Raw genomic sequence first — 22,990 nt, forward strand, 5'->3', positions numbered from 1 at the left:
CGAGGGACGGGCCTTCGGCTTATTCATCTTTACAGGTAATGATGAAACATTTGTGTTCTTCATTGATGTGGAGATTGTAAGGGTCTTGAGGTGTGATTCCCATTTCTACACGAAGTTCCTTTGGGATGTGGACGGTTCCTTTCTCAGAGATGTAGCGTTTGTTATTGGTTGAATGCTTTCGGGCGGGTTTTATATAGATGGAATCGTTTTGATAAATGAGCTCCGCCATTCTGCCGGGGATGAGTCCGAACCGCTGCCTCCACTTTTTAGGCAATGTGATCATTCCGCTGTTGCTGAAGGTTTTGTTTTCATACAGTTGGCTCAAAATATCGAAACACCTTCTTTCATCTAAGCTCTTTTCAAACATTGCTGTTATACATATCATATTTTCAGTGACATGAACGAGCTTCGTTAAAGGCATGAGTTTGAAAAGAGCAAGTGTACTCTCTTCATTTAATGTTATTCATAAAATATGAAATGCAACAATCTTTTAGAAAAGAGCTTTCATCTTATATTTCTCTTTAACCCGTAATTTGGAAATGATAAACACAATCTTGAAAAAATGGGAAATAAGACAGAGGGATGACGTTTAACGCGGGAATACGAAAGGGAAAAGAGGAAAAAGAAAGTGTAGGCAGGAGGTGCTCATCATCGAACCAATCAGCATACTGATTCTGCTCATGATTGGATATACCGTATACACTATTGATAAAAAGAAGAAAACCCTGCCTGTGCCGGTGGTTTTACTGACGGTCGGGATGCTTCTTGGATTCTTTTCAAGTTTTGAAGATATGGGGCTGACGAAAGATACAATCTTTTATTGGTTTCTTCCCGCGCTATTATTCATTTCGGCTTATCAATATCCGGTACATTCATTGAAAAAGTATGGAGGGGAAATATCCATTCTAAGTACTGTCGGAATCTTCATCACTGCGCTGCTCATGAGTGTATTGGTTTATTTTACACTGCAGCCTGTGCTGTCTATTTCATATATTGAGGCGCTGTTGATTTCCACTATTTTAACCCCGACAGACCCCGTTTCGGTCGTTTCAATATTAAAGCAATCGTCTAACAAACAGGAGCTTGCCGATGTGGTGGAAGGTGAATCCATGATCAATGATGGGACAAGTATTGTGTTATTTACCGTTGCAGCAGGTATTTACTTCGGAAAAGAGTCCTATTCATTTGCTTCATTCACAGGAGAGTTCCTTTGGGTTTCGATAGGCGGGGCACTGACAGGGGCTTTACTCGGCTGGCTCGTGAGTAAAGCGATTCATTTCACTTTGGATTCCCGGTATCAAATCATGCTTTCCATCATCTTAGCTTATGGCAGCTTCTATATAGGGGAAGAAATCGGCGTTTCCGGAGTGCTTGCGACTGTCTCAAGTGGTATTATGCTTTCATTCGAATATGGCAGAACGATCAAAGAAGATCATTTCAGGAAGCATCTGGACGGATTTTGGGAAGTCATTGAACCGACCATTTTATCGTTATTATTCTTATTGATTGGAATCAAAGCCATCGACTATATTTCTTTTTCCCTTTTGGGATGGGTTTTCTTATTATTTATCATTACCTTATTGGTCCGCTATGTTATTATAATTGGTGTTGTAAAAATAAGAAAAACGTGGAGAATAGCTTACGGCTGGAAAGAAGTCTTCATCTTGACCTGGTCTGGAATCAAAGGGACCATGTCGGTGGCGTTGCTTCTTGGGATGGAAGGAAATGGAGCCGAATCGATTCAATCCATCTCGTTCGGCGTCATTATGTTTTCTTTGATCATTCAGAGTATGGCGATTTATCCATTGTCTAAAAAGCTTCTTTCAAATAAGGATTAAGAAAGAGTGCTGATAAATTGGCAGGATTTGTGAAAGTATAGAGGTAAGACTAAAGTGAATTTAGGTGAATCACCCAATATGAGAAAAGCCAAAGAGATCGCCCTGAGAGTAGCTATCGCTTATGTTCTGCTAGGTATATTGTGGATTATTCTGTCGGATTATTTTTCTGTGATCCTTGCTCATGAAAAACTTAATCTGTACATCTACTTTCAACGTTACAAGGGTTGGTTTTTTATATTTGTCACAGGTATCATCCTTTATCTGCTGGTATACCGGAGGACAAAGGATGTAATGGAATCCAATGAGCGGTTAAGAATGAAAGAACGGCAATTATTCGTTCAGCATGAGCATTATCATTCCTTGTTCAAACATAATCCTGATGGAGTATTTGAGCTTGATCTGCAGGGGAAAATCATGGCCGTCAATCCAGAAGCTGAATCACTTCTGGAAGCCTCCCAGAAAGAACTGGAGGACATTGAGCTTAGAACGTTTCTCAATGTAGATGATGCAAAAGGTGTCACAGAGCATTTTATCGAAACTCTCTCTGGAAAAGGGTCCATGTTTGAAACAAACATCCACCTGAAGGGAAATAAGAGAAAAATACTCCGATGTTCCTTTATTCCGATCATTGTCAGCGGTGAAGTGACCGGCGTCTTCGTCATTGCAAGGGATATAACCCAATTCAGAAAAAATGAAGAAATGATGATTGCGTCTGAAAAGATGTCAGTGATAGGACAGCTTGCAGCAGCGGTGGCTCATGAAATCCGAAATCCGCTCACATCCCTTAAAGGATTCATCCAGTTGATGAAAACAACCGGCAATGTAAATCATGATCATCTGGACATCATGCTCTCAGAGGTCGATCGGATCGATTTGATATCCGGGGAAATGCTGATACTAGGGAAACAACAAGATCTGCATTATCAAACTGAAAATGTAGAATCCATTCTGCAGCAAGTGATCGTATTAATGGAAGCACAGGCGAACATAGACAATGTTTCGATTGAATTTAAACCTTATGCATTAGAGCCGCTGAATGTAATGGCGGAAGCTAATCAATTAAAGCAAGTCTTTATCAACATCATCAAAAATGCCGTTGAAGCCATTCCAACCGATCGAAGAGGGAAGGTATCCATTTCTCTGAACAGAAAAGACGGCGAGGCACTTGTGATCGTGTCCGATAATGGGACAGGCATGGATCCTGAAAGAATCGAGACAATCGGCGAACCGTTCTATTCCACTAAAGAGAAAGGTACCGGGCTGGGACTGGCCATCTGCAAAAAAATCATCGAAAAACACAAAGGGAAAATTGTCTTTCACAGTGAAAAACAAAAAGGCACCGTCGTGGAAATATGTTTGCCTTTAATAGAAGGAAAATAGTTTCCGTCAGAATGCCGAAAGGGAAGGAAATATTAAAATGAATTCAATCTCTACAATGATACAAGCACCATTTTTACAAAAAAACTGGGAGGAATCGGGTTTCACTGCATTAACCCCTGTACAGGAACGTGTGCTTCCCCTCATCTTGGAAGGCAAAGACATTGTATGCGAATCACCGACAGGAACGGGGAAAACACTGGCGTATTTACTGCCGATCATTCAAGGAATTGATCCAAAGCGAAAGCAGGCACAAGCCGTCATTCTTGCCCCATCCCGCGAACTGGTGATGCAGATACACCAGGAAATTCAAAAATGGGCAAAAGGCAGCGATGTAACTAGTGCGGCATTTATCGGCGGTGCCAACATCAAGAAGCAAGTTGAGAAATTAAAGAAGAAGCCTCATATCGTCGTCGGGACGACTGGCCGCCTTATTGAACTGATGAAGCTGAAAAAGCTCAAAATGCATGAAGTCAAAACGATCGTCGTCGACGAGTTTGATTTAATGGTGGGGCAAGAGCACAAACGCGAAGTAGAAGACATTATCAAATCAACCCTTAAAGAGCGTCAGGTCCTCTTCTTCTCGGCGACTCTTTCGGACAAGACAGAGGATGTGGCAGCCGATCTGCTTCAGAACCACGAAATCGTGAAGATGGATGCAAATCTTGACAATCCGAAAGTGGATCACATCTATGTGTATACAGAACTTCGCGACAAGATTGAAGCGTTACGAAGCATTGCTTACTTTAAAGACATCAAGGCTCTCGTATTCTTCAACCAACTCGAAAAATTATCAGAAGCGGAAGAGAAGCTGAAGTATAAAGGTGTAGAGCTGGAAGTCCTTGCGGGTGAATCTAAGAAAATGGAGCGGAAGCAATCCCTGGACCGCTTCAGGGCAGGCAAGGTGTCATTGCTTCTGACAACCGATGTCGCGGCACGCGGACTGGATATTACAGACGTTTCCCACGTCATCCACTTTGATTTCCCGACAGACACGAAGCAGTACATCCACCGCTCAGGAAGAACAGGACGCATGGGAGCAGAGGGCACGGTCATTTCCCTCGTTTCCAAGCGTGAACAAAGCTTCCTTGAAAAACTGAGCAAAGAGCTTAACCTTCCATTCCAGGAAAAAACCATTCACGGTGGAGGATTGAAAGATCCACGCAGATAATAGTAACGATTATAGGCCCGTCCCTCATTGCTATAAAGCAATGAGGGACGGGCCTTGATTTTTGTATTTACTCTATGCGATGGTTGGCTTGTCTCCTTTAGCATTCAGCCCTCATAAACAATTTCTCCATCCATAACAGTCATAACTGTCGTTGCCTCAAGAATTTCTTCAGGATCAACTTCAAATAGGTTACGATCGAGTACAACGAGATCGGCTTTCTTGCCGGCTTCAATCGTGCCTAATTCATTTTCACGAAAGTTTCCATAGGCTGAACTCTTCGTATAGTGAATAAGAGCTTCACCTAGTGAAATCTTCTCTGCGGGATTCCAGCCCCCCTGGGGCGAGCCGTCTTCATGCTTACGGGTGACTGCACGGTACACGCCAAGCATCGGATTTAAATCCACTATTGGAAAGTCCGTACCGAACGCAAGCGGGGCACCATGTTTTTGGAGTGAGCCGATCGGCCATGTGTATCTGGAACGCTCACTTCCCAGGCGGTCCACATAAGCATGGGATTCCATCGAGCCCGCAGTCAAATGTTCAGGCTGGATGGAGGCGATGACCCCAAGTTCTTGAAATCGATGAAAATCGCTCGGATGGCATACTTCAATATGCTCGATCGTGTGTCGTGAATCACGGGCACCGTTTACATCAGAGGCATGCTCGAACAAATCGAGCCCCATGCGGACAGCACCATCACCGCACGCATGCAGCCTTACCCGGAATCCTTCTCGATCAGCATCTTCAATCCACTGCTTGTATTGTTCAAAATCATAAATCGTCCCGCCTTTTTCGTATGGGCGGTCTGCATAGGGTTCGAGCAGGAATCCGGTATACGTCAGGGGGACCCCGTCAAGAAATTGCTTCAAACCTGAAAACTGAAGCCGGTCCGACCGATACATTTCTTTGTATGATAAGCTTCTTTCAAGGTCGCCATCCAGTACATCCAGGAAGTGAATCCTCGTCGTCAGCCTTCCCCGTTCTTCGAAGCTTCGGTAAAAGGCAGGGTCACCGAGAGTATAACCAGGAAGAGGCAGCATATCTGCTACCGAAGTGATTCCGAAAGAGGCTGTTTTCTTCAGCATGTTCTCCATCAGCCTATTCTTCAGACTTTCGTCAAATTGAAAGGCTCTCGTCACATACTTTACGGCCGTTTCGTACAGAAACCCTGTAGGGTCTCCATTTTCATCCTTCTCTATTCTGCCGAATGGAGGTTCAGGAGTATGACGGTCGATTCCGAGTTTGTGAAGAGCTGCGGTATTCAGCCATGCACTGTGCGCTTCCTCGTTTAATAAAATCGCTGGTCTATGCGGCAGATAGCAGTCCAGTGAATGACGGCTCGGCAGCTTCTGGCCGGGCCAGCGGACATGATGCCATCCGAAGCCAAGAATCCATTCATCATCAGGGTGATTGTCTGCATAAATGGCTGCCATCTTCGCCGTTTCATCTTCGGTCACTCCATACGTCAGCTGACAGAAACTTTCAAACATCGCTCCGAGAAAAAAGTGAAGATGAAAGTCATGGAACCCTGCCATGACCAGGCGATTCCCCATATCATAAACCGCCGTCGAGGCATCAAGATAGCTTTCCAATTCCGAAGGGGATCCTGCTCCAATGATCTTGTCCCCCCGGATTGCAACAAATCCCGGAGCAGGGAGAAGGGAGGTACCGGTAAAGACCGCCTCACTTATTATGATTTTATGTGCTTTCATGTGCCTCATCCTTTACTTGTTTCGTTATTGCTATTATACAGAACGCCGAAGCGTGAAAAAACTGAAATTTGTCAGCAGTAAAGGTTTTACGACAGTTGACGTTGAATATTTCTAAAGAAAAAACGTTTAAGAGGAGATATACATTTATGAATTTCACGCAAGTGTTTCCCGTTTTAACGACTGAACGATTTCATCTGAGACAAATGAATGAAAAGGATGCAGCGCAAGTATTTGATTATTTCTCTAAAGATGAGGTAACGAAATATTATGACCTCGAATCGCTTACTCAGGAAAGCCAGGCAATTGAAATAATTAAGCGGTGGAATACCAGATTCCAGCAGAATGAAGGCATCAGGTGGGGAATCGCCGAGAAAGAGTCCGGCAAGATCATCGGAAGCTGCGGGTACCACTGCTGGGAGAAGGAACATTATAAAGCGGAAATCGGTTTTGAAGTACATCCGGACTACTGGAGACAAGGGGTCATGTCGGAAGTGCTGAAGCCGATCATTCAATTTGGCTTTGAGTCGATGGCACTCAATCGAATTGAAGCTTTCTATGATCCGGATAATACGGCATCGAAGGAATGTCTTTTTAAAGCGGGATTCATTTTTGAAGGAGTATTGAGAAAAGCCGCTTTTGAAAAAGGGGTATTCTGCGACGCTGCAGTCTGCTCGATATTAAAGGAAGAGTATGTATAAACAATTCAAGACGCTGCTTATGTATACTTCACATAAACAGCGTCTCAACTTAAGTAAACCTTATTCAATTAAACGTTCTATCCTTTCTTACTAATACACATACCAAACATTCAATTAATTTACATTAATGGTGTTGCATGTTATATAGTTTATTTTGTTCTTGCTTCTTCATCCCCACATGCCCACATGGTGCGAAGATAGTTTTCACGGGCTATCTTCTATATGCAACATGATCCTAGCATGCTTCGCTTACACTCTTCATTGGAATCATCTCCTGAAGTAAGATTTGCGCGTCCCCGCATATCCACACATCTTGAAATCAGTTTTCACGGGCCGATTTCAGTTGCAAGATGTGATGTTGACATGCTTTGCTTTCGCTACGTCATTGGAATCACGCCTTCCTTTAAAGATTGTGTAAATCTTTTGTTAAGTTTATATTAGCAAATTCCATTACTTATTTAAATGTTCAGAAAAGTCCATATATTCCGATATTGGATGATTATTGATGGTAAATAGGCTTTTATCTTCCTTTTTCGCAGTCTATCTCACTATTTGAAAACGCTCTAAAAATTACATTTCTCTTCGTTTTAAATAATATTGTTCATACCCGAGTTCCCGGTTCACAAGCAGCTCCATTTCTTCAAGGTGATGTGTTTCAACGACAGGATCAATGGAGGACCAGTGGACTTGATAAACAAAATAGAAGGTTCTGATTTTCCTGAGGATCACCAGTGAATGAGGGAAGAGGTCGAACTCAGCCTTGATTGAGTTGCGGCGGGTAAAGCCCCATTTTATTATGTTCACGTTTATCACCTATTGTTTAAATACCTTTATTTGCAATGTTTTAATCATTTGATGGAGAGTTGTGAAGTCAACATTACCTATTTAACCTGTAGACCGTTCCTTTTCGCTGCAGGCACAAGATTCCACGAGGAGGCTCACCGCCCGCCCGCGGAAAGCGAAGTCTTCCACGGAAATCAACAGCGGTGTTTAAAGTCCATACATTAACATGGTTTAAACAAACGTTTGATTAACAGTCAGAATCCTTATAGCAGCTGGCTTCAGAAAGTTAAACAACTGTTTAACTGCAAACGCGCCAAATCAATGATTTCATGAAAAAAGTTAAACAAACGTTTGATTAACTGCCAGAAACCTAATGATAACGGCATGTGGAGGATTTAAACAATTGTTTAAAGGAATTGGCAGAAATTGATTTTCATCAGAATCGATTGCGGGATGCCGGGGACGCTTGTTATGATAGAAAGGTTATCTGAAACGGAAACGAACTTTTGCTATAGAGCAAGGAGAATGTGCGTTGAATAAAGTACAGACGAACTACTCGATCTATCCATTTGAAGCAGAGAAGACGGACATCCCTTCTGCCTCATTACATAAAGGGCAAACTTCGAAGAACCTTGTGGCATCAGAAGAAGAGGATGCTTACTTTTTCAGGAAAATAGAAGAGGCGGGCATTCATTTGAATGAAGCACAAATTTCCGCGGTGCGTCACGGCAGCGGCCCGTGTCTGACCCTTGCTGGTGCAGGTACCGGGAAGACGACCGTCCTTGTATGCCGTGCCGGTTATTTGATGAAGGTGAAGAATATCCTTCCGCAAAATATTCTTCTCGTCACCTTTACGAAAAAAGCAGCAGAGGAAATGAAGCAGCGTATCAACTCTTTACCGGGTACAGAAGGACGGGGGCAGGGCGTCCAGGCGAGCACCTTTCATGCGTTATTCCTTTATTTACTGCGTTCAAGGCATTACACACAGGAAATCATCGGGAATGAGCGCTACAAGCAAATCATCCTGAAGCAGCTTCAGCGGGAAATGAATATCTATGATCCGTATGATGCCGAGACATTGCTTGCGAAGCTTTCACATTATAAATTGAATAAAATGAACATAAAAGAAATGCCCCATTCTTCAAAATCGGATAAAGAAATTCGTGATATATTGATACGTTATGAAGAATGGAAGCGCAGAAATCATAAAATGGATTTTGATGATATCCTGACCGAGGCATACGATTTGCTGGATATGAATCCGAATCTATTGAAAAGCCTGCAGCACAGGTTTCAGTACGTCATGGTGGATGAATTTCAGGATACGAATCTCATTCAATATGAATTAATAAAAATGATCGCGGCCCACGGGAACCTGTTCGTAGTCGGGGATGACGACCAGACGATTTACTCCTTCAACGGTGCCCGCAATGAGTTCATCCTTGATTTTGATGAGGAATTCCCGGAAGCGGAGATTGTAACACTGAAAGAAAACTATCGTTCCGACGCATACATCATTGGTCTCGGGAACGAGGTTATTGATCGAAATGTCCACCGGCGGAAAAAGAAATTGATTGCTACAAAGAAAGAAGAGAAGAAGCCTCTATATTCAAGGCCAGCCACGGCAGACGAAGAAGCGGTCTGGATTACAGAAGAAATTGAGAGATTGATAGAAGAAGGTTATTCCTACCGGGATATCACGATTCTACATAGGACAATGAGCAGCGGACGGGCGGTTTTTGAGCAGCTGTTGATGAAGGAGATCCCGTTTCATCCCTACAATCAAAAGGATTCCCTTTTTTATGAGAACTGGACCGTTAAACCTGTCGTCGATTATTTGAGGCTGTGCATCGTACCCCGGAATTTCGATGCAATCGGAAATATCCTCCCGACCATGTTCATCAGAAGGGAGCAGGGCATGGCCCATATTTTACAGGAGGATGGAAAGGTCAGAAAGAAATATCCGCTCATACACCTCACAACCATGAACGGACTGAAGCCTTTTCAGGTGAAAAATATTAAATCGCGGATGAAGTTCATCAAATCCCTTCAGGAGGAATCACCCGAGACGGCCATCAAGAAAATCCGCAAAGAATTCTATCATCAGTATATCGATGCCCAGGAATCCCATGTCGTGACGGAGCAGAAGGAACTGATCAAAGAAATGCTGACGGAACTTGAAGGCTCGGCGAAAAGATTCGAAACGATCTCCAGCTTCATCAGCTTTATAGATGAATTGAAAGCTAAATATGAAGATGTATATCAGAATAAGAGCCGAGAGAGCGACAGCGTCTCCCTTATGACGATCCATCGCTCGAAAGGACTTGAGTTTCCGGTTGTCTTTCTGATCGGAGCGATCGAAGGTAACCTGCCGCACAGCTCCGCTTTGAATGCAGGGAAACTTGAAGACAAGATTTACAAGGAGTCTGCCCATAAAGAAAACGGGGCTCTTGAGGAAGAAAGAAGACTTGCATACGTTGCCATCACAAGGGCGAAGGAGAAGCTCTACATATCATCTCCTGCCTATTATCAGGGGGATACGAGGAAGTGCTCCCGCTTTATCAGTGACATCTTCAGCAATGAACCCCATCAGGACGAGGAAAAAAGCGGCGGTTCCCGCGAAAAGCGGACCGGCAAGCTGAATGTGGTCAAGGCCTGGTTATGTACAAGCAAACATTGCATTGCATGGCAAAGACGGGAGGCCGGGGAGACGGCTTCGGATGAAAAGAAATGCCCGATGTGTTCGAATTTGATGGAGCTTGGAGAGAAAGAAGTATATGGATAGAGAAAAGCCCCTGCCTGGCAGGGGCTATTTATATTAATTGCTGTAGAGTCGTACCTGTCGGTGTGAAAATTTTGAAGTTGAAAATAAAAGAGGAAAAGTTGAAAACAAATTGCCTGAAGTTGAAAACAAAAGGAGTAAAGTTGAAAAAAACTACTGGCAGAACGCTTGCTTTTTAAAAAAATACTCGATGCCCCCTCATAAAAAACGTTTCCACCGGAAGATAGAAACTCCCTTCCAATGAAAACGCCCCTTTTACTGTGAAAAATGATCATGATCCTTATGCGCATCAATTCGTTTTGAATCATTCGAGTCCAAAGCTTGTCTTAAGAAATAGATGAGGACGCCTAAAATCATCCCAAGGAACACAATGAATCCCATTGTCGTCAATATACCCATTCATCTTCCTCCTTCCGCCTTACTAGTTATGACGAAATTTCCAGGAATTTAAACCTTTATACGCTAAGTCTATGAACATTTTTTGAAATTTATATCTTTTGTGGAAGATTAATATGGAGGAAGTTCAGGATGTATCTAAATCAGGTGCCTGGCACCTCCACACTTGGAGCCCAGTCACCAAACAAAAAAGAAGCAGCATCAGCTGCTTCTAACCAACTATTATTATGCCTGTCGATCAATCAAAACCGCACGCACCGGCGAGCCGTCAGCGTTCTTGAGAGGCAGCGGCATGGCATACAGTTCGTAATAACCGGGTGCCACACCTTTCAATATGATACCCTCCAGGATCAGGATATCATGATCATTCAATGCATGATGGGCGTCCATTTCTTTGCTGTCCAATGGATCGACGGAAGGGAGGTCGACCCCGATCAGATGGATTCCTTTTTCTTTTAAGAAAGGGGCAAGTTCCGGATCGATTGGAGGGATGGATTCAGGAAATTCCTTGAAATCCTCCCATGCACTTGTCTTGAAAAGTACTTTTTTTACAGAAGACAAATCAATGCTGGCAAGGTGCTCTGGACCAATGCTATCAGCCCTGTCAACCGATACGACGACCGCAGGACCAATATAACGATCCAACGGCAGATCCAATATTCGTCTTCCGTCATTATCAAAATGGTACGGGGCATCCACATGGGTCCCCGTATGGGCGCTCATGGTGAGCTGGCCGACATTGACAGAACCGGTTTCTTCTTTAGACCAATTGAGTGAAAAGGAAAAAGGGGTGTCGCCCGGCCAAACGGGTGTGCCGTCATGAAGCGGCTGCGAAATATCAATGATTTTCATAAGGTCCTCCTTTATGCTACAACGTTGCGGACGTTTTCAAATTGTTTATATTCTTCATTCTCCATGATCTTCTTCAAAATCTGGACGGTATTCCATACGTCTTCATAAGAAGAATATAGGGCAACCGGAGCCAGACGGATATTGTTCGGCGCACGGAAGTCCGGTGTCACTTTGTTGGCCTTAAGGGCTTTGCATATTCTGGCGGCTTCGTCGTGCTTGAGGCTTACATGGCCGCCGCGGCGTTCATCTTCCATCGGATTACAAATCGTGAATCCGCTGCCTGCAAGTTCCTGGTCCAACAATTCCATCATGAATCTTGTCAGAGAAAGGGATTTCTTCCGCAGTTCCTCGATGCCAGCTTCTTCAAATAATTCAAGTGAACCGAGTAATGGAGCACTGCTTAAGATATGTGGAGTCCCAATCTGGAAAGCACCCGCCGATTCTGCAGGGGTGAGCACATGCTCCATATCAAACTGCTTGTCTTTACGCGAACCGAACCATCCTGATAATCCAGGCTTTTTACCGAAATACCGTTCATGGACATATAACCCACCAACACCGCCGGGACCGCTGTTTAAGTATTTGTAGTTGCACCAGACAGCGAAATCCACTCCATCTTCATGAAGATTGTGGGGGAGGGCGCCAATCGAATGGGCAAGATCGAATCCGATGACAATCCCCCGCTTATGAGCTTCCTCCGTCAACCGTTTCATATCCAGCAGCTGACCGCTGCGGTATAAGACAGAAGGAAGGAGGATGAGGGCGATATCTTCTGTCATCGCGTCGATGATATCTTCCTCCATCAGTGTATATCCGTCCCGGCTTTTCACCTGCACGAGATGGTCTTCATGATTGTACCCCTTTAATTCGAGCTGACTTTGAATCGCATAAATGTCTGAAGGGAAGGTCAATTCATCAGCCAGGATTTTTGTCCTGTTTTCCTGCGGTTGATAGAATGTCGCAATCAGCTGATGCAGGTTTGTCGTGATCGATCCTGTCACGATGACTTCTTCCTTTTTGGCGCCGACTAAAGGAGCTGTCTTCCCACCCAGTTTTTCAGAATAATAGAACCAAGGCTCCACCCCATCCATCCAGCCGTCGATTCCGTGTTCCTTCCAGTCTTCCAGGGAAGTATGAAGCGCTTTCTCGGCGCGCTTCGATAATAATCCGAGAGAGTTGCCGTCCATATAGTAGTGACCGTCTTTTATGTAAAATTCCTCTTTGAAATGAGCGAGGGTGTCGCTCTTATCAAGCTCCCTTGCATGATCCAGTGTAAGCTTCTGTGACATCTTAATCCCGCCTTTATAGATTTATGCTCTATAAAAATCATAATCTAAATGGTTTGAATAGTAAAACATTTCAAAATGGAGTCTTGTTTTGGGCATTTATGGAAAAACATGAGATTACTTGTGAAAGCTCATAGATTATTAGCTGATATTCATAGATTATTCGTCAAACTAAAAGAATAATGGATCAAACTCATAGATTCTTTGCCAAAACTCATAGAATAGCCGCTAAAATTTATAGGTTCGGTCTAGTACTTAATGTAATCGGATCTAAAAAAGCAGATCCAGTGTATGCCTTAGAATAAAGCCACCCGGTTAGAGGGAATATGACAAACTTTCATCCGTTTGTGAAGACAAAAAAGGCGCGGACCATAATTGGTCTCACGCCTCACTGCTTAGATCCTCTTCACAGAAATCGCGCTCCGCATTTTCTTCAATGCTTCCTGTCCTGTTGCTTCACGCTTCATCATGATGTTCACATACAGCGTATCGATCAGCGTCAGCTGGGCGATACGGGAAGAAAGGGCTTCTGAACGGTAGTCCGTTTCCTCTGACACCGTATAGAGGGGTATGTCGACGTCCTGGCTCAAAGGGGATTTGGCGAAGTTCGTTATACAGATGGTCTTCGCTCCCGTTTCCTTCACGACTTCCAAGACTTGCAGGATATCTTTCGTAGATCCGCTGTGGGAAATGAAGACCGCACAATCCTTTTCGGTCATCTGTGAAGCGGTCATCAGCTGGATGTGGCTGTCTGAAGTCGCCCGGACCCGGAGTCCAGTGCGAATCAGTTTATGATACGCATCAAGTGCAATCACGCCTGAGCCGCCGCTGCCGAAGAATTCAATCGATTCGGCTCCCGTCAACGCATCGACGGCCTCCTGAAGTCTATTTTCATCAACTACCATCAGAGTGTCTTCAATCGTTTTGATGTTGGAGCGGAAGACTTTGGATGCGATGGTCTGAGGAGTATCCCCTTCATCGACTCGTTCATGAATGTCTTTCAGCCCTGTTACAATTTCTGAAGCAAGTGCTATTTTCATAGCCTGATAGCCTTTGAAGCCGATTCTTTTGCAGAAACGGAAGACAGTTGAATCCGCTACACCTAAGTCTTCGGCCATACCATTGATGGTGGAATGAATGATGTGGGTGGGGTTTTCCAGTATATAATCGGCAATTTTTCTTTCCGTCTCACTAAACTGAGGATAATGAGAGCGGATGCTTGCCAGACAATGTTGATGCTCTTTCATCATGGGCAACACTCCTGTAAGGGTTTTCATAGTTTTATTATACTAAAATAAAAGAAAAAGAAAAATATTTTTTGTAAACGGTTGCAATTAGAAAAATATTTTTTATAATAGAGATATCAAGAAAAAATAATTTTTCCGCCCGTACACTTTTTGTGAAAAATATTTTCAAAGGATAATAGATTGGAAGTGTCAGATACATAAAGGTTTAATGTAAACGCTTAAATGGTATGGGTTGGAATAAGTAAATATGTATATCCAAAAAAGAAGGGTAGGGGTCATCATGTCAGATCAAATGCTGATATTGGTTGCGTTAGCAGGAATTTTTCTTCTGTTATTTTTAGTTATTAAAACAAAGCTTCATGCCTTTGTTGCGCTGCTTCTTGTAAGTTTAATCGTTGGGATTGCAGCAGGAATGCCGCTTGGCGAGGTTGTTTCTTCGATTCAAAGCGGTATGGGAGGAACGCTCGGATTCGTCGCTGTCGTCGTTGGTTTAGGTGCGATGTTCGGGAGAATGCTTGAAGTATCCGGAGGGGCGGAGCGTCTTGCCCAGACTCTGATCAACAAATTTGGAGAAGATAAAGCACAGTGGTCTCTTGGTATCACAGGATTCCTGGTTGCGATTCCGGTATTCTTCGATGTCGGGTTCATCATTCTTGTCCCGATTGTTTATGGACTGGCAAAGAAAACAGGAAAGTCATTACTATACTATGGTATTCCACTGCTCGCGGGGCTTGCTGTCACACACAGTTTCATCCCGCCTACGCCAGGACCGATTGCGGTAGCTGACCTGATCGGGGCCGATCTTGGCTGGGTCATTCTATTCGGTGTAATTGCCGGTATCCCGTCCATGATCATCGCCGGACCGCTTTTTGCAAAATATATTTCGAAAAAAATTCATGCCGTTGTGCCTGAATATATGCAAGTCGAAGAAATCGAATATGATAAGGAACTTCCAAGCTTCGGTCTTATTGCATCATTGATTTCGATTCCATTGGTATTGATATTATTGAATACGCTGTCAGGCGTTCTATTAGAAGAAGGAAATACACTTCGTTCAGTCTTGACGTTCCTTGGTCATCCGTTTGTAGCCTTGACGATTGCGACACTGCTTACATTCGTTCTGCTTGGAACGAAACGCGGATACACAAGGGATGAAGTACAGGAAATTGCAACAAAAGCGCTTGAGCCTGCAGGGATCATCATCCTTGTTACAGGTGCCGGTGGAGTTTTCAAGCAAGTATTGATCGACTCTGGCGTTGGTGAAGTCCTGGGTGAAATGATGGCGGGATCAAGCCTTCCTCCGATCGCCCTGGCATTCTTGATTGCAATGGTGGTGCGTGTCGCGCAAGGGTCTGCGACCGTGTCGATGGTCACAGCAGCAGGTCTTATGAGTCCGTTGATTTCAACATTGGGTCTTGAGGGTCCTGTGCTCGGGCTGATGGTTATCGCGATTGCATCCGGTGCAACTGTATTCTCACATGTGAATGACAGTGGATTCTGGCTGGTGAACCGTTACTTCGGTTTGGATGTTAAAGATACACTGAAATCATGGACGATGATGGAAACGATCATCGGATTTGTCGGATTCGCCGTGGCGTTTATCCTGGGTATTTTTATAGCATAAAGGATTCATACTACTTGATAGGGAAAGGAAGGGCAGTGATGCTTCTTCCTTTTCTCTATTTCATATCATAACGGATGACTTTTACTCATCACCGTTTTATACTTGTCAAAGCAATGATTGTCTCTATTTAGGAGGAATGAACATGTCACAGATGATTGGCGTAGATATCGGAACAACCAGTACGAAAGCGGTACTTTTTAATGAAAAAGGAGAAGCCATCTGCCGTCATGGAGTGGAATATCCCTTACATACACCTGCACCGGGAACCGCAGAGCAGGACCCTGAAGAAATTTTCCGTGCGGTCATAAAAGCGATTAAGGAAGTGACGCTGCAAACGAAAGAAAAAATTTCCTTTGTATCATTCAGTTCAGCGATGCACAGCTTGATCCTGGTCGATGAGAATGACCAGCCGCTTACAGGGTCGATTACATGGGCCGATAACCGGAGTGCGGACTGGGCAGTCAAAATCAAGAAGGAACATAATGGAATGGACATATACCGCAGGACGGGAACACCGATCCATCCGATGTCCCCGCTTGTAAAATTGTCTTGGCTTAATGCAGAACATAAGGACTTATTTGATAAAGCAAAGAAATTCATTTCCATTAAAGAATTCATTTTTCACCGTTTCTTCGGTGAATATGTGGTCGATTATTCAATCGCATCTGCCACCGGTATGTTTAACTTGGAAAATCTGGATTGGGATGAAGAAGCGTTAAAAGTAGCCGGCGTTACCGGCGATCAATTATCCAAGCCCGTTTCAACGACAGAAAGCATAACAGGTTTAAAAGCAGAATATACTGACATGCTGGGATTGCCTGCTGAAACTCCTTTTATCGTTGGTGCAAGTGACGGTGTCCTCTCCAATCTTGGGGTGAACGCAATCGAACCTGGAGTCGTGGCTGTCACAATCGGGACAAGCGGAGCGATCCGTGCGGTGACCGACCGTCCGGTGACTGATCCAAAAGGGCGGATCTTCTGTTATGCGTTGACGGACAAGCATTGGGTCATCGGTGGACCGGTAAATAACGGAGGAATGATTTTCAGATGGGTGCGCGACGAGCTGGCTTCAGCAGAAGTGGAAGTGGCGAAGCGATTAGGGAAAGATCCATATGAAGTGCTGACTGACATTGCAGAAAAGGTCGAGCCCGGTTCGGAAGGCTTGATTTTCCACCCCTATATGGCGGGGGAAAGAGCTCCTTTGTGGAATGCGAAAGCACGAGGATCGTTCTTCGGTCTCGGCATGCATCATAAAAAAGAGCATATGATCCGGGCGGTGCTCGAAGGGATCGTCATGAACTTATACAGCGTCCTGCTCGCTCTGGAAGAACTGATTGGATCACCGACCCGCGTCCAGGCAACAGGAGGATTTGCCCGATCAGAGCTTTGGCGCCAGATGCTTGCCGATATTTTCGATCAGGAAGTTGAAATACCTGAAAGCTTTGAGAGCTCATGTCTTGGAGCGGTTGTACTGGGAATGTATGGACAAGGAACGTTGGACTCACTTGAAGAGGTGAAGTCGATGGTCGGTTCTGTTCACTCCCATCAGCCTGACGAGAAAGCGACAGAAGCTTACCGCAGGTTGATGCCGATATTTATTCGTCTGCCAAGGCTGTTGGAAAGTGAATATGAAGAAATCAGTGCTTATCAGGAAGAAAGCCGGCTGTAGAGCCGGTTTTTCTTTTTGGAGCGAGACTTTAATAAATCGAGAGGCATGGAGGCGAGGAGCAAGAGGCAAGGGCGGAAGGAAGTAGTTGGGGGTTAGAAGGTAGAAGGCAGAATGTTAATTAGAATAATTCTTAAAAGATCATATATTTATAAATAGGATCATAAATTGACATTTAGGATCATATTTCCCCGGAAAAGATCATAAATCGACAGACAGGATCATATTTTTCCAAATAGGATCATAAATTCACAAAATGAATCATTGAGCCGTACAATTTTGCTGCAGCGTTGCTGTTTTTACCATTCGCAAGCCGATTTACAAACCTTTTTGAACATAACACTTTCCATTTATACAGTTTTCCCAGGGAAAAAGAGCTTATTTTGAAAAAACATGACATGATCCTTAATGAAGCAATGGTTACGATGCATAGCCAACTTTCGCCCATTTCATGTATAATGAAATGGACAACCAACACGAAACAAGTGATTAATTTTATACACTGAAAGAGAGTGAAACAAAATGGGACGTAAGTGGAACAACATTAAAGAAAAGAAAGCGTCTAAAGACGCCAATACGAGTCGTATTTATGCAAAATTCGGTCGTGAAATTTATGTGGCGGCAAAATCGGGCGAACCGGATCCTGAATTGAATCAAACCCTTAAATTCGTATTGGAACGTGCAAAAACATATAGTGTTCCGAAACATATCATCGACCGTGCCATTGAAAAGGCAAAAGGCGGATCAGAAGAAAATTATGATGAGCTGCGATACGAAGGCTTCGGTCCGAATGGGTCAATGGTCATCGTGGATGCTTTGACTAACAACGTAAACCGTACAGCATCGGAAGTGCGTGCTGCTTTCGGTAAAAACGGCGGGAACATGGGCGTCAGCGGATCGGTTGCTTATATGTTTGATGCGACAGCTGTTATCGGTGTCGAGGGGAAATCTGAAGAAGAGGTCCTCGAGATCCTGATGGAGGCAGATGTAGATGCCCGCGATATCCTTGAAGAAGATGAAGCAGTCATCGTCTATGCTGAGCCGGATCAATTCCATGCCGTGCAGGAAGCATTCAAAAGTGCCGGTGTAGAAGAATTCACGGTTGCTGAATTGACGATGCTTGCACAAAATGACGTAGAGCTTCCTGAAGGTTCACAAGCGCAATTCGAAAAAATGATCGATGCCATCGAAGACCTGGAAGATGTTCAGCAGGTTTATCATAATGTTGACTTAGGCGAGTAAATTTATACAAAACCTTCGTAAAGATTATTAGGTTTAACTATATGTTAAACAGGGTCTATTCCGAAAGCGTATCCCTTATGAGGGGTACGCTTTTTTGTGTCTTGCTAAGAAATTCACCCTTCTGAATGATTTTAATAAGACAAGTCATACTAAATAATGGAGGTGGTACAGGTGGATAGAGAGAAGAAAACCCCTGAGCTTAACGTCAATACCGCACTGAATCCTGAAATCACGATGCAGAATGTTAAAGATAACGAGCTGTATACATCGGTTGAAATGAATGAAAATTCTCATGGAGAGTCCGTAGGTGAGCTTCGGGCAGTCGAAGAAGGAAATGAATATTTTGCCGCCAAAGAAATCGGGCAGCAAATCGAAAACGGATAAGGAGGATCAACATGGACAACAAAGAATATGGAGTCGCTCATTTATCAGAAGAAACCCTTGGCAAGCTGCAGCATATTGAAAACGAGCTTCGTCAGGAGACGCATGAAGAAATCATCCTGATTGCGTATAAAAAAGACGAAACAGCACATTAACAAGAGGAGGGCGACCGTGATGGAAAAAGGCAAAAAAGAATTACCGGATTTTAAACAGCTTGATGACAGGATCATTGCAGAACCGCCTCAAGGTCCTTTTTTTGAAATGAAAACGAACCTGGACACTCCGGAATCAAATGACAATCCCTATATTTCATCTGAAACAAGCAATGAGGAAGTGGAAAAGATCAAGCGTTTTTTTGATGAAGAATAGAAAGAGGCCGATTCAGCTGAATCGGCCTCTTTACCGGATGTAATCAGAAGTAAAGTGTATAAATCACAAGTACCAAAATGATCCTGTATACTGCGAATGGAATCAATTTTACTTTGTTGATCAGTTTCAAGAAGAACTTGATGGATACGAGCGCAAAGATAAACGCGCTGATAAACCCTGCCGCCATAAAAGGAAGGGCATCCACCGTGAAGTACTGCCAATTCTTTACAAGGGACAGCACGCTCGCACCAAGCATGATCGGAACTGCCATGATGAACGTAAAGTCTGCAGCCGTACGATGATTCATTCCCAGCAACACCCCGCCTGAGATAGTTGAACCGGAGCGGGAAAAGCCTGGCCACAGAGCGAGACATTGAATGAGTCCAACGATCAATGCCTGCCTATGGGTGATGCCATCTACCGATTTGATTACCAGACCTTCCTTTTTTGAGCTGATCACATCCGCAACTATCATGAAGATAGCCCCTGCGAATAGACCGATCAAAACCGTGTTTATTGAAAATAAGTTCTCGTCGATGTAATCTTCGAATAACACTCCCAGTACTCCTGCCGGAAGCAGCCCGACAATCACGTGTGTGAGTTTCAGCTTATGCCGGGCCTCCTTTTCCGATGAGCTCCATGATTTAAAGTCCAGCATTTCGATGAATCGGACCCTGAAAATCACTACAACCGCTAATATTGAACCAAGCTGTATGACTACCTTGAACGTATTGGCTGGGTACTTGCCTAAAAAATCTTTAGACTTGAGCCACAAATCGTCCACGATGATCATGTGGCCTGTCGATGATATTGGCGCGAATTCTGTCAACCCTTCGACAAGGCCTAAAATGATTGCTTTTAGTAATGTTAAAATATCCATAGTTGTCTCCCAAAAGTTAAATTAATCTATATAGTGTTAAAGATGCTTTATCCAGCTAAAGGCCCGTCCCTCGATGCTTTAACGCGGTGCTAGGATGATTTGGTGCTGAAGATTTCAGCGATTTTGTCCCAGTTCATCAGCTGCTGCCAAGGGACATTGGGAAAAGCTGGCGCAAGGCTGTCTCCCGACGTGATGGAAGATAAATAGATCACTCCCAGGAAGGCGGTCAGTCCGGCCAGGCAGGTGATAAAGCAAATGAGCGACTCTTTTTGATAACTGTTTTCTCTCAATGGAAATCTCTCCTATACTCGCATATTTAGTTTTCCGGTAAAATAGAGCAATTCAAATAAACTTCAGAAATCACTGAAGTTAAAACTGGTTTCATTTGAATAAGAGAGAGTCAGAGGGAGAGGTAGTTCGAGCAGTACATGACCATATGAATAAATCCACCGGAGTCCGGTGACAGGTCCATGGCAAAGAAGTCCACGTAAGAAGGTGAAGTGAGAATCGCCTGTTTGAAAGTCGTGGAAGACTTCTGAGGTAATAGGATGTCAGGAATCTGCGGAAGGGCAGATACTGAAGATAGAATCACATCAACTCCGGAAATATAGGAGTTGTCAGAAATACTCTGCTCATCATCAGTGATCAATACATAGTGGTCTGTATCCTGGATAGGGTTGAAAAACAAGACCGAGCTCAGCAGAAATAATAAAGCAAAGTTCTTCACCATCATTACCCCCTTTTCAATAAGACTAAATTTTATTATATCCTCTTTTCACAACGTGTCTAGAAATTCTTTCAACATTCTCTTAGAATGAAATAAACATATAAAGAAAGAAGGAAAAAGGATGGAAAATGAAAGAGTAGCGGTACTCGCAGGGGCAACAGGTCTGGTAGGCTCCCATCTATTGCAGCTACTATTGAAAAGCTCCCAATACAAAAAAGTCATTTCCTTCGTTCGGACAAGCAGCGGCATTCAACATGATAAACTCGATGAACGCGTCATTTCTTTTGATACACTGAAACTTCTCCCTCATGAAGAGGTGGATGACGTTTTCTGCTGCCTCGGAACCACGATTAAAAAAGCAGGAACAAAGGAAAAGTTTAAAAGAGTGGATTTCAATTACCCCATAGAGCTTGCCCAGGTATGCAAAAAACATGGTGCAGAACAATACCTGGTTATATCGGCGATAGGAGCCAGTGCGGACTCACGCATTTTTTACAGCAAGGTAAAAGGGGAATTGGAACAAGAACTTAAAAACCTGAATTATAAACATCTTCATATATTTCGTCCGTCATTGCTTGTCGGAAATCGGAAAGAGTTCCGTTTAGGTGAAAAAACAGGTGAAATTTTTTCACGGATGATCCGTCCCGTGATGATCGGAAAATGGAGGAAATACCGCAGTATTTCAGCTGAACAAGTAGCTTACGGTATGTACAAATCAGCGCTGAGAGTCCCGGATGGGCATGTGAACATCTATGAGTCGGATGAGATTCAACAATTATAAGGAGGGGCATGCAGGATGAAGAAAATTTTACGCGGACATCATCTTCTGTGTACTCACGGCTTCAAGGGGATGGGGTACAGTCCGGAGTTTATTGATGTTATGACCGATATTGTTGCAGGTATCCGGGATGAAAATGCGGATTTTCCTATTCAAGTTGTACAAGGGTTTGATGATGCATGCCAGGCTTGTCCTCACAGGGGCAAAACACAATGTGTCAAAAGCGCGGATTCAAATGAACATGTCCTTTCAATGGATGGAAAAGTTATCAGTCACTTAGGATTGCGACCTGGGGCGGTTTATATGAAATCCGATTTAGTACAGAGAACAGCTGAAAAAGTGAGTCCAGGAGATCTGGACTTTTTATGTGAAGGATGTTCGTGGCTTGAATATGGTGTTTGCAAGAAGGGGATTCAGGAGTTGAGGGAGAAGCATTGTGTGTGATCTCCAAGTTATTTTCGCGTCAATTGAATGAAAATTCATGAAACTTTCTCTTCCGGTTAATCGTAGGATTACTAACGATCTAAAAGGAAGAGTGAGTGTAATGAAGAAAAATTTTGTTTTGTGGGATATTTTAATCTATGTGGCACTTCCGTTGTTCGTTTGGAATATGATGCGGGATCATATCGGGGATTATTATGCAATGCTGCTGTCTTCCGTTCCTGGGATCATTTATACGATTTATCGTTTTATGGAAATGAAAAGAGTGAATGCGTTAGGTCTTTTTATCCTCATCACGTTGATAACCGGTACCTTAATTGACGTACTTGCAGGTTCTTCCCTTCAATTGCTTTGGAATAACGTATATTATGCCGGGGCATTGAGTTTATTTTTCCTCGGTACAATGGTAGCGAAAAAGCCGATTTCCCTTTTGTTTGGCCTTGATTTTGCAGAGCTGCAGGGGTATGATCGTTCCTTCAGTAAGCGGTTATTTTATAAAAAACCTCTCTTTAAGATTTTTCAATTGATCACTGCATGCTTTGCTATTAGAAGCGGCCTTCTGGCTGCGGTGAAAGCCTGGCTCATCATGAAGTATGGAGTAGAGGCGTTTGATAAAGGGGTCTTTCTATATATCAGCAAGGTCATTCGTGAATCCCCCCAGCTTGTCAGAACGGTAGAGGAAGAAATGCGTGAAGAGTGTAAGACGGTTTAGAACAGGGGGAAAACGAGTATGTGGGTAC

24 protein-coding genes are annotated in these 22,990 nt (G+C 43.7%); 14 read left to right on the top strand and 10 right to left on the bottom strand.

What is annotated here, in order from left to right:
- Window positions 1-19: 19 nt before the first annotated feature.
- Window positions 20-325 carry an AbrB/MazE/SpoVT family DNA-binding domain-containing protein gene (locus ACXAFV_RS10080; RefSeq protein ID WP_475126221.1) on the bottom strand — a complete coding sequence of 102 codons (306 nt, stop codon included), beginning with the start codon at window positions 323-325 and terminating at the stop codon, window positions 20-22.
- Window positions 326-641: 316 nt separating this feature from the next.
- Here ACXAFV_RS10080 and ACXAFV_RS10085 point away from each other — a divergent pair, with 316 nt between their 5' ends.
- From ACXAFV_RS10085 to ACXAFV_RS10095, 3 genes are all read left to right on the top strand, one after another.
- Window positions 642-1,838 carry a cation:proton antiporter gene (locus ACXAFV_RS10085; protein ID WP_475126223.1) on the top strand — a complete coding sequence of 399 codons (1,197 nt, stop codon included), beginning with the start codon at window positions 642-644 and terminating at the stop codon, window positions 1,836-1,838.
- 78 nt (window positions 1,839-1,916) lie between these two features.
- The gene (locus tag ACXAFV_RS10090) at window positions 1,917-3,218 is read left to right on the top strand and encodes an ATP-binding protein (protein ID WP_475126224.1); all 1,302 of its coding nucleotides are present in this window, start codon (window positions 1,917-1,919) and stop codon (window positions 3,216-3,218) included.
- 37 nt (window positions 3,219-3,255) lie between these two features.
- Window positions 3,256-4,386 carry a DEAD/DEAH box helicase gene (locus ACXAFV_RS10095; protein WP_475126226.1) on the top strand — a complete coding sequence of 377 codons (1,131 nt, stop codon included), beginning with the start codon at window positions 3,256-3,258 and terminating at the stop codon, window positions 4,384-4,386.
- A gap of 104 nt (window positions 4,387-4,490) precedes the next feature.
- On the opposite strand, the gene ACXAFV_RS10100 is transcribed toward ACXAFV_RS10095, so the two are convergent.
- Window positions 4,491-6,098: an amidohydrolase gene (locus ACXAFV_RS10100; RefSeq protein ID WP_475126227.1), complete on the bottom strand. Its 1,608-nt coding sequence runs from the start codon at window positions 6,096-6,098 to the stop codon at window positions 4,491-4,493.
- 146 nt (window positions 6,099-6,244) lie between these two features.
- On the opposite strand from ACXAFV_RS10100, the gene ACXAFV_RS10105 reads away from it, so the two are divergent.
- Window positions 6,245-6,796, top strand: coding sequence for a GNAT family N-acetyltransferase (locus ACXAFV_RS10105; protein ID WP_475126228.1), 552 nt, complete (start codon window positions 6,245-6,247; stop codon window positions 6,794-6,796).
- 570 nt (window positions 6,797-7,366) lie between these two features.
- Here the strand turns inward: ACXAFV_RS10105 and ACXAFV_RS10110 are convergent.
- Window positions 7,367-7,600 carry a hypothetical protein gene (locus ACXAFV_RS10110; RefSeq protein ID WP_475126229.1) on the bottom strand — a complete coding sequence of 78 codons (234 nt, stop codon included), beginning with the start codon at window positions 7,598-7,600 and terminating at the stop codon, window positions 7,367-7,369.
- A 511-nt stretch (window positions 7,601-8,111) separates the two neighbouring features.
- On the opposite strand from ACXAFV_RS10110, the gene ACXAFV_RS10115 reads away from it, so the two are divergent.
- Window positions 8,112-10,364 carry a UvrD-helicase domain-containing protein gene (locus ACXAFV_RS10115; RefSeq protein WP_475126231.1) on the top strand — a complete coding sequence of 751 codons (2,253 nt, stop codon included), beginning with the start codon at window positions 8,112-8,114 and terminating at the stop codon, window positions 10,362-10,364.
- 252 nt (window positions 10,365-10,616) lie between these two features.
- Here ACXAFV_RS10115 and ACXAFV_RS10120 read toward each other — a convergent pair whose 3' ends face one another.
- The 4 genes from ACXAFV_RS10120 to ACXAFV_RS10135 form a co-directional block, all read right to left on the bottom strand.
- Complete coding sequence (locus ACXAFV_RS10120) at window positions 10,617-10,760, bottom strand: hypothetical protein (protein WP_475126232.1); 144 nt, start codon at window positions 10,758-10,760, stop codon at window positions 10,617-10,619.
- 222 nt (window positions 10,761-10,982) lie between these two features.
- Window positions 10,983-11,609 carry an arylformamidase gene (kynB, locus tag ACXAFV_RS10125; RefSeq protein WP_475126233.1) on the bottom strand — a complete coding sequence of 209 codons (627 nt, stop codon included), beginning with the start codon at window positions 11,607-11,609 and terminating at the stop codon, window positions 10,983-10,985.
- 11 nt (window positions 11,610-11,620) lie between these two features.
- A complete protein-coding gene (gene kynU / locus ACXAFV_RS10130) occupies window positions 11,621-12,898 on the bottom strand; it encodes a kynureninase (RefSeq protein ID WP_475126236.1) in 1,278 nt (425 codons plus the stop codon).
- Between the two features lie 392 nt (window positions 12,899-13,290).
- Window positions 13,291-14,145 (bottom strand): MurR/RpiR family transcriptional regulator, encoded by an 855-nt coding sequence (locus ACXAFV_RS10135; protein WP_475126238.1) that lies wholly within the window; start codon window positions 14,143-14,145, stop codon window positions 13,291-13,293.
- A gap of 277 nt (window positions 14,146-14,422) precedes the next feature.
- Here ACXAFV_RS10135 and ACXAFV_RS10140 point away from each other — a divergent pair, with 277 nt between their 5' ends.
- From ACXAFV_RS10140 to ACXAFV_RS10165, 6 genes are all read left to right on the top strand, one after another.
- Window positions 14,423-15,766, top strand: a complete 1,344-nt coding sequence (locus ACXAFV_RS10140) for a GntP family permease (RefSeq protein ID WP_475126239.1) — start codon at window positions 14,423-14,425, stop codon at window positions 15,764-15,766.
- Between the two features lie 151 nt (window positions 15,767-15,917).
- The gene (gntK, locus tag ACXAFV_RS10145; protein ID WP_475126919.1) at window positions 15,918-17,435 is read left to right on the top strand and encodes a gluconokinase; all 1,518 of its coding nucleotides are present in this window, start codon (window positions 15,918-15,920) and stop codon (window positions 17,433-17,435) included.
- A 519-nt stretch (window positions 17,436-17,954) separates the two neighbouring features.
- Entirely contained in the window at window positions 17,955-18,674 is a 720-nt protein-coding gene (locus ACXAFV_RS10150; RefSeq protein ID WP_475126240.1) for a YebC/PmpR family DNA-binding transcriptional regulator, read from the top strand.
- 171 nt (window positions 18,675-18,845) lie between these two features.
- Window positions 18,846-19,058, top strand: a complete 213-nt coding sequence (locus ACXAFV_RS10155; RefSeq protein ID WP_475126242.1) for a hypothetical protein — start codon at window positions 18,846-18,848, stop codon at window positions 19,056-19,058.
- Window positions 19,059-19,069: 11 nt separating this feature from the next.
- On the top strand, window positions 19,070-19,210 hold the full coding sequence (locus ACXAFV_RS10160) for a hypothetical protein (protein ID WP_475126243.1): 141 nt from the start codon (window positions 19,070-19,072) through the stop codon (window positions 19,208-19,210).
- A 19-nt stretch (window positions 19,211-19,229) separates the two neighbouring features.
- Window positions 19,230-19,424, top strand: a complete 195-nt coding sequence (locus ACXAFV_RS10165; protein ID WP_475126244.1) for a hypothetical protein — start codon at window positions 19,230-19,232, stop codon at window positions 19,422-19,424.
- Between the two features lie 43 nt (window positions 19,425-19,467).
- Here the strand turns inward: ACXAFV_RS10165 and ACXAFV_RS10170 are convergent, their stop codons facing one another.
- The 3 genes from ACXAFV_RS10170 to ACXAFV_RS10180 form a co-directional block, all read right to left on the bottom strand.
- Window positions 19,468-20,304: an undecaprenyl-diphosphate phosphatase gene (locus ACXAFV_RS10170; protein ID WP_475126246.1), complete on the bottom strand. Its 837-nt coding sequence runs from the start codon at window positions 20,302-20,304 to the stop codon at window positions 19,468-19,470.
- 89 nt (window positions 20,305-20,393) lie between these two features.
- Entirely contained in the window at window positions 20,394-20,594 is a 201-nt protein-coding gene (locus ACXAFV_RS10175; RefSeq protein ID WP_475126247.1) for a hypothetical protein, read from the bottom strand.
- Window positions 20,595-20,704: 110 nt separating this feature from the next.
- Window positions 20,705-21,031, bottom strand: coding sequence for a hypothetical protein (locus ACXAFV_RS10180; RefSeq protein ID WP_475126248.1), 327 nt, complete (start codon window positions 21,029-21,031; stop codon window positions 20,705-20,707).
- A 121-nt stretch (window positions 21,032-21,152) separates the two neighbouring features.
- Here ACXAFV_RS10180 and ACXAFV_RS10185 point away from each other — a divergent pair, with 121 nt between their 5' ends.
- The 3 genes from ACXAFV_RS10185 to ACXAFV_RS10195 all read left to right on the top strand — a co-directional run bounded on the left by ACXAFV_RS10185 (window position 21,153) and on the right by ACXAFV_RS10195 (window position 22,962).
- Window positions 21,153-21,812 (top strand): NAD(P)H-binding protein, encoded by a 660-nt coding sequence (locus tag ACXAFV_RS10185; protein ID WP_475126249.1) that lies wholly within the window; start codon window positions 21,153-21,155, stop codon window positions 21,810-21,812.
- A 15-nt stretch (window positions 21,813-21,827) separates the two neighbouring features.
- Window positions 21,828-22,253: a DUF1284 domain-containing protein gene (locus tag ACXAFV_RS10190; protein ID WP_475126250.1), complete on the top strand. Its 426-nt coding sequence runs from the start codon at window positions 21,828-21,830 to the stop codon at window positions 22,251-22,253.
- 100 nt (window positions 22,254-22,353) lie between these two features.
- Window positions 22,354-22,962, top strand: a complete 609-nt coding sequence (locus ACXAFV_RS10195) for a VC0807 family protein (RefSeq protein WP_475126252.1) — start codon at window positions 22,354-22,356, stop codon at window positions 22,960-22,962.
- Window positions 22,963-22,990: the final 28 nt, after the last annotated feature.

The sequence above is a fragment of the Rossellomorea sp. ABR4_012 genome (genome assembly GCF_056159545.1).

Bases quoted from the DNA above. Each gene is read 5' to 3' on its own strand.
- ACXAFV_RS10090 (WP_475126224.1), top strand. From the start codon at position 1,917: ATGAGAAAAGCCAAAGAGATCGCCCTGAGAGTAGCTATCGCTTATGTT.
- ACXAFV_RS10095 (WP_475126226.1), top strand. From the start codon at position 3,256: ATGAATTCAATCTCTACAATGATACAAGCACCATTTTTACAAAAAAAC.
- ACXAFV_RS10100 (WP_475126227.1), bottom strand. From the start codon at position 6,098: ATGAAAGCACATAAAATCATAATAAGTGAGGCGGTCTTTACCGGTACC.
- ACXAFV_RS10105 (WP_475126228.1), top strand. From the start codon at position 6,245: ATGAATTTCACGCAAGTGTTTCCCGTTTTAACGACTGAACGATTTCAT.
- ACXAFV_RS10120 (WP_475126232.1), bottom strand. From the start codon at position 10,760: ATGGGTATATTGACGACAATGGGATTCATTGTGTTCCTTGGGATGATT.
- kynB (WP_475126233.1), bottom strand. From the start codon at position 11,609: ATGAAAATCATTGATATTTCGCAGCCGCTTCATGACGGCACACCCGTT.
- kynU (WP_475126236.1), bottom strand. From the start codon at position 12,898: ATGTCACAGAAGCTTACACTGGATCATGCAAGGGAGCTTGATAAGAGC.
- ACXAFV_RS10135 (WP_475126238.1), bottom strand. From the start codon at position 14,145: ATGATGAAAGAGCATCAACATTGTCTGGCAAGCATCCGCTCTCATTAT.
- ACXAFV_RS10140 (WP_475126239.1), top strand. From the start codon at position 14,423: ATGTCAGATCAAATGCTGATATTGGTTGCGTTAGCAGGAATTTTTCTT.
- gntK (WP_475126919.1), top strand. From the start codon at position 15,918: ATGATTGGCGTAGATATCGGAACAACCAGTACGAAAGCGGTACTTTTT.
- ACXAFV_RS10150 (WP_475126240.1), top strand. From the start codon at position 17,955: ATGGGACGTAAGTGGAACAACATTAAAGAAAAGAAAGCGTCTAAAGAC.
- ACXAFV_RS10160 (WP_475126243.1), top strand. From the start codon at position 19,070: ATGGACAACAAAGAATATGGAGTCGCTCATTTATCAGAAGAAACCCTT.
- ACXAFV_RS10165 (WP_475126244.1), top strand. From the start codon at position 19,230: ATGGAAAAAGGCAAAAAAGAATTACCGGATTTTAAACAGCTTGATGAC.
- ACXAFV_RS10170 (WP_475126246.1), bottom strand. From the start codon at position 20,304: ATGGATATTTTAACATTACTAAAAGCAATCATTTTAGGCCTTGTCGAA.
- ACXAFV_RS10185 (WP_475126249.1), top strand. From the start codon at position 21,153: ATGGAAAATGAAAGAGTAGCGGTACTCGCAGGGGCAACAGGTCTGGTA.
- ACXAFV_RS10190 (WP_475126250.1), top strand. From the start codon at position 21,828: ATGAAGAAAATTTTACGCGGACATCATCTTCTGTGTACTCACGGCTTC.
- ACXAFV_RS10195 (WP_475126252.1), top strand. From the start codon at position 22,354: ATGAAGAAAAATTTTGTTTTGTGGGATATTTTAATCTATGTGGCACTT.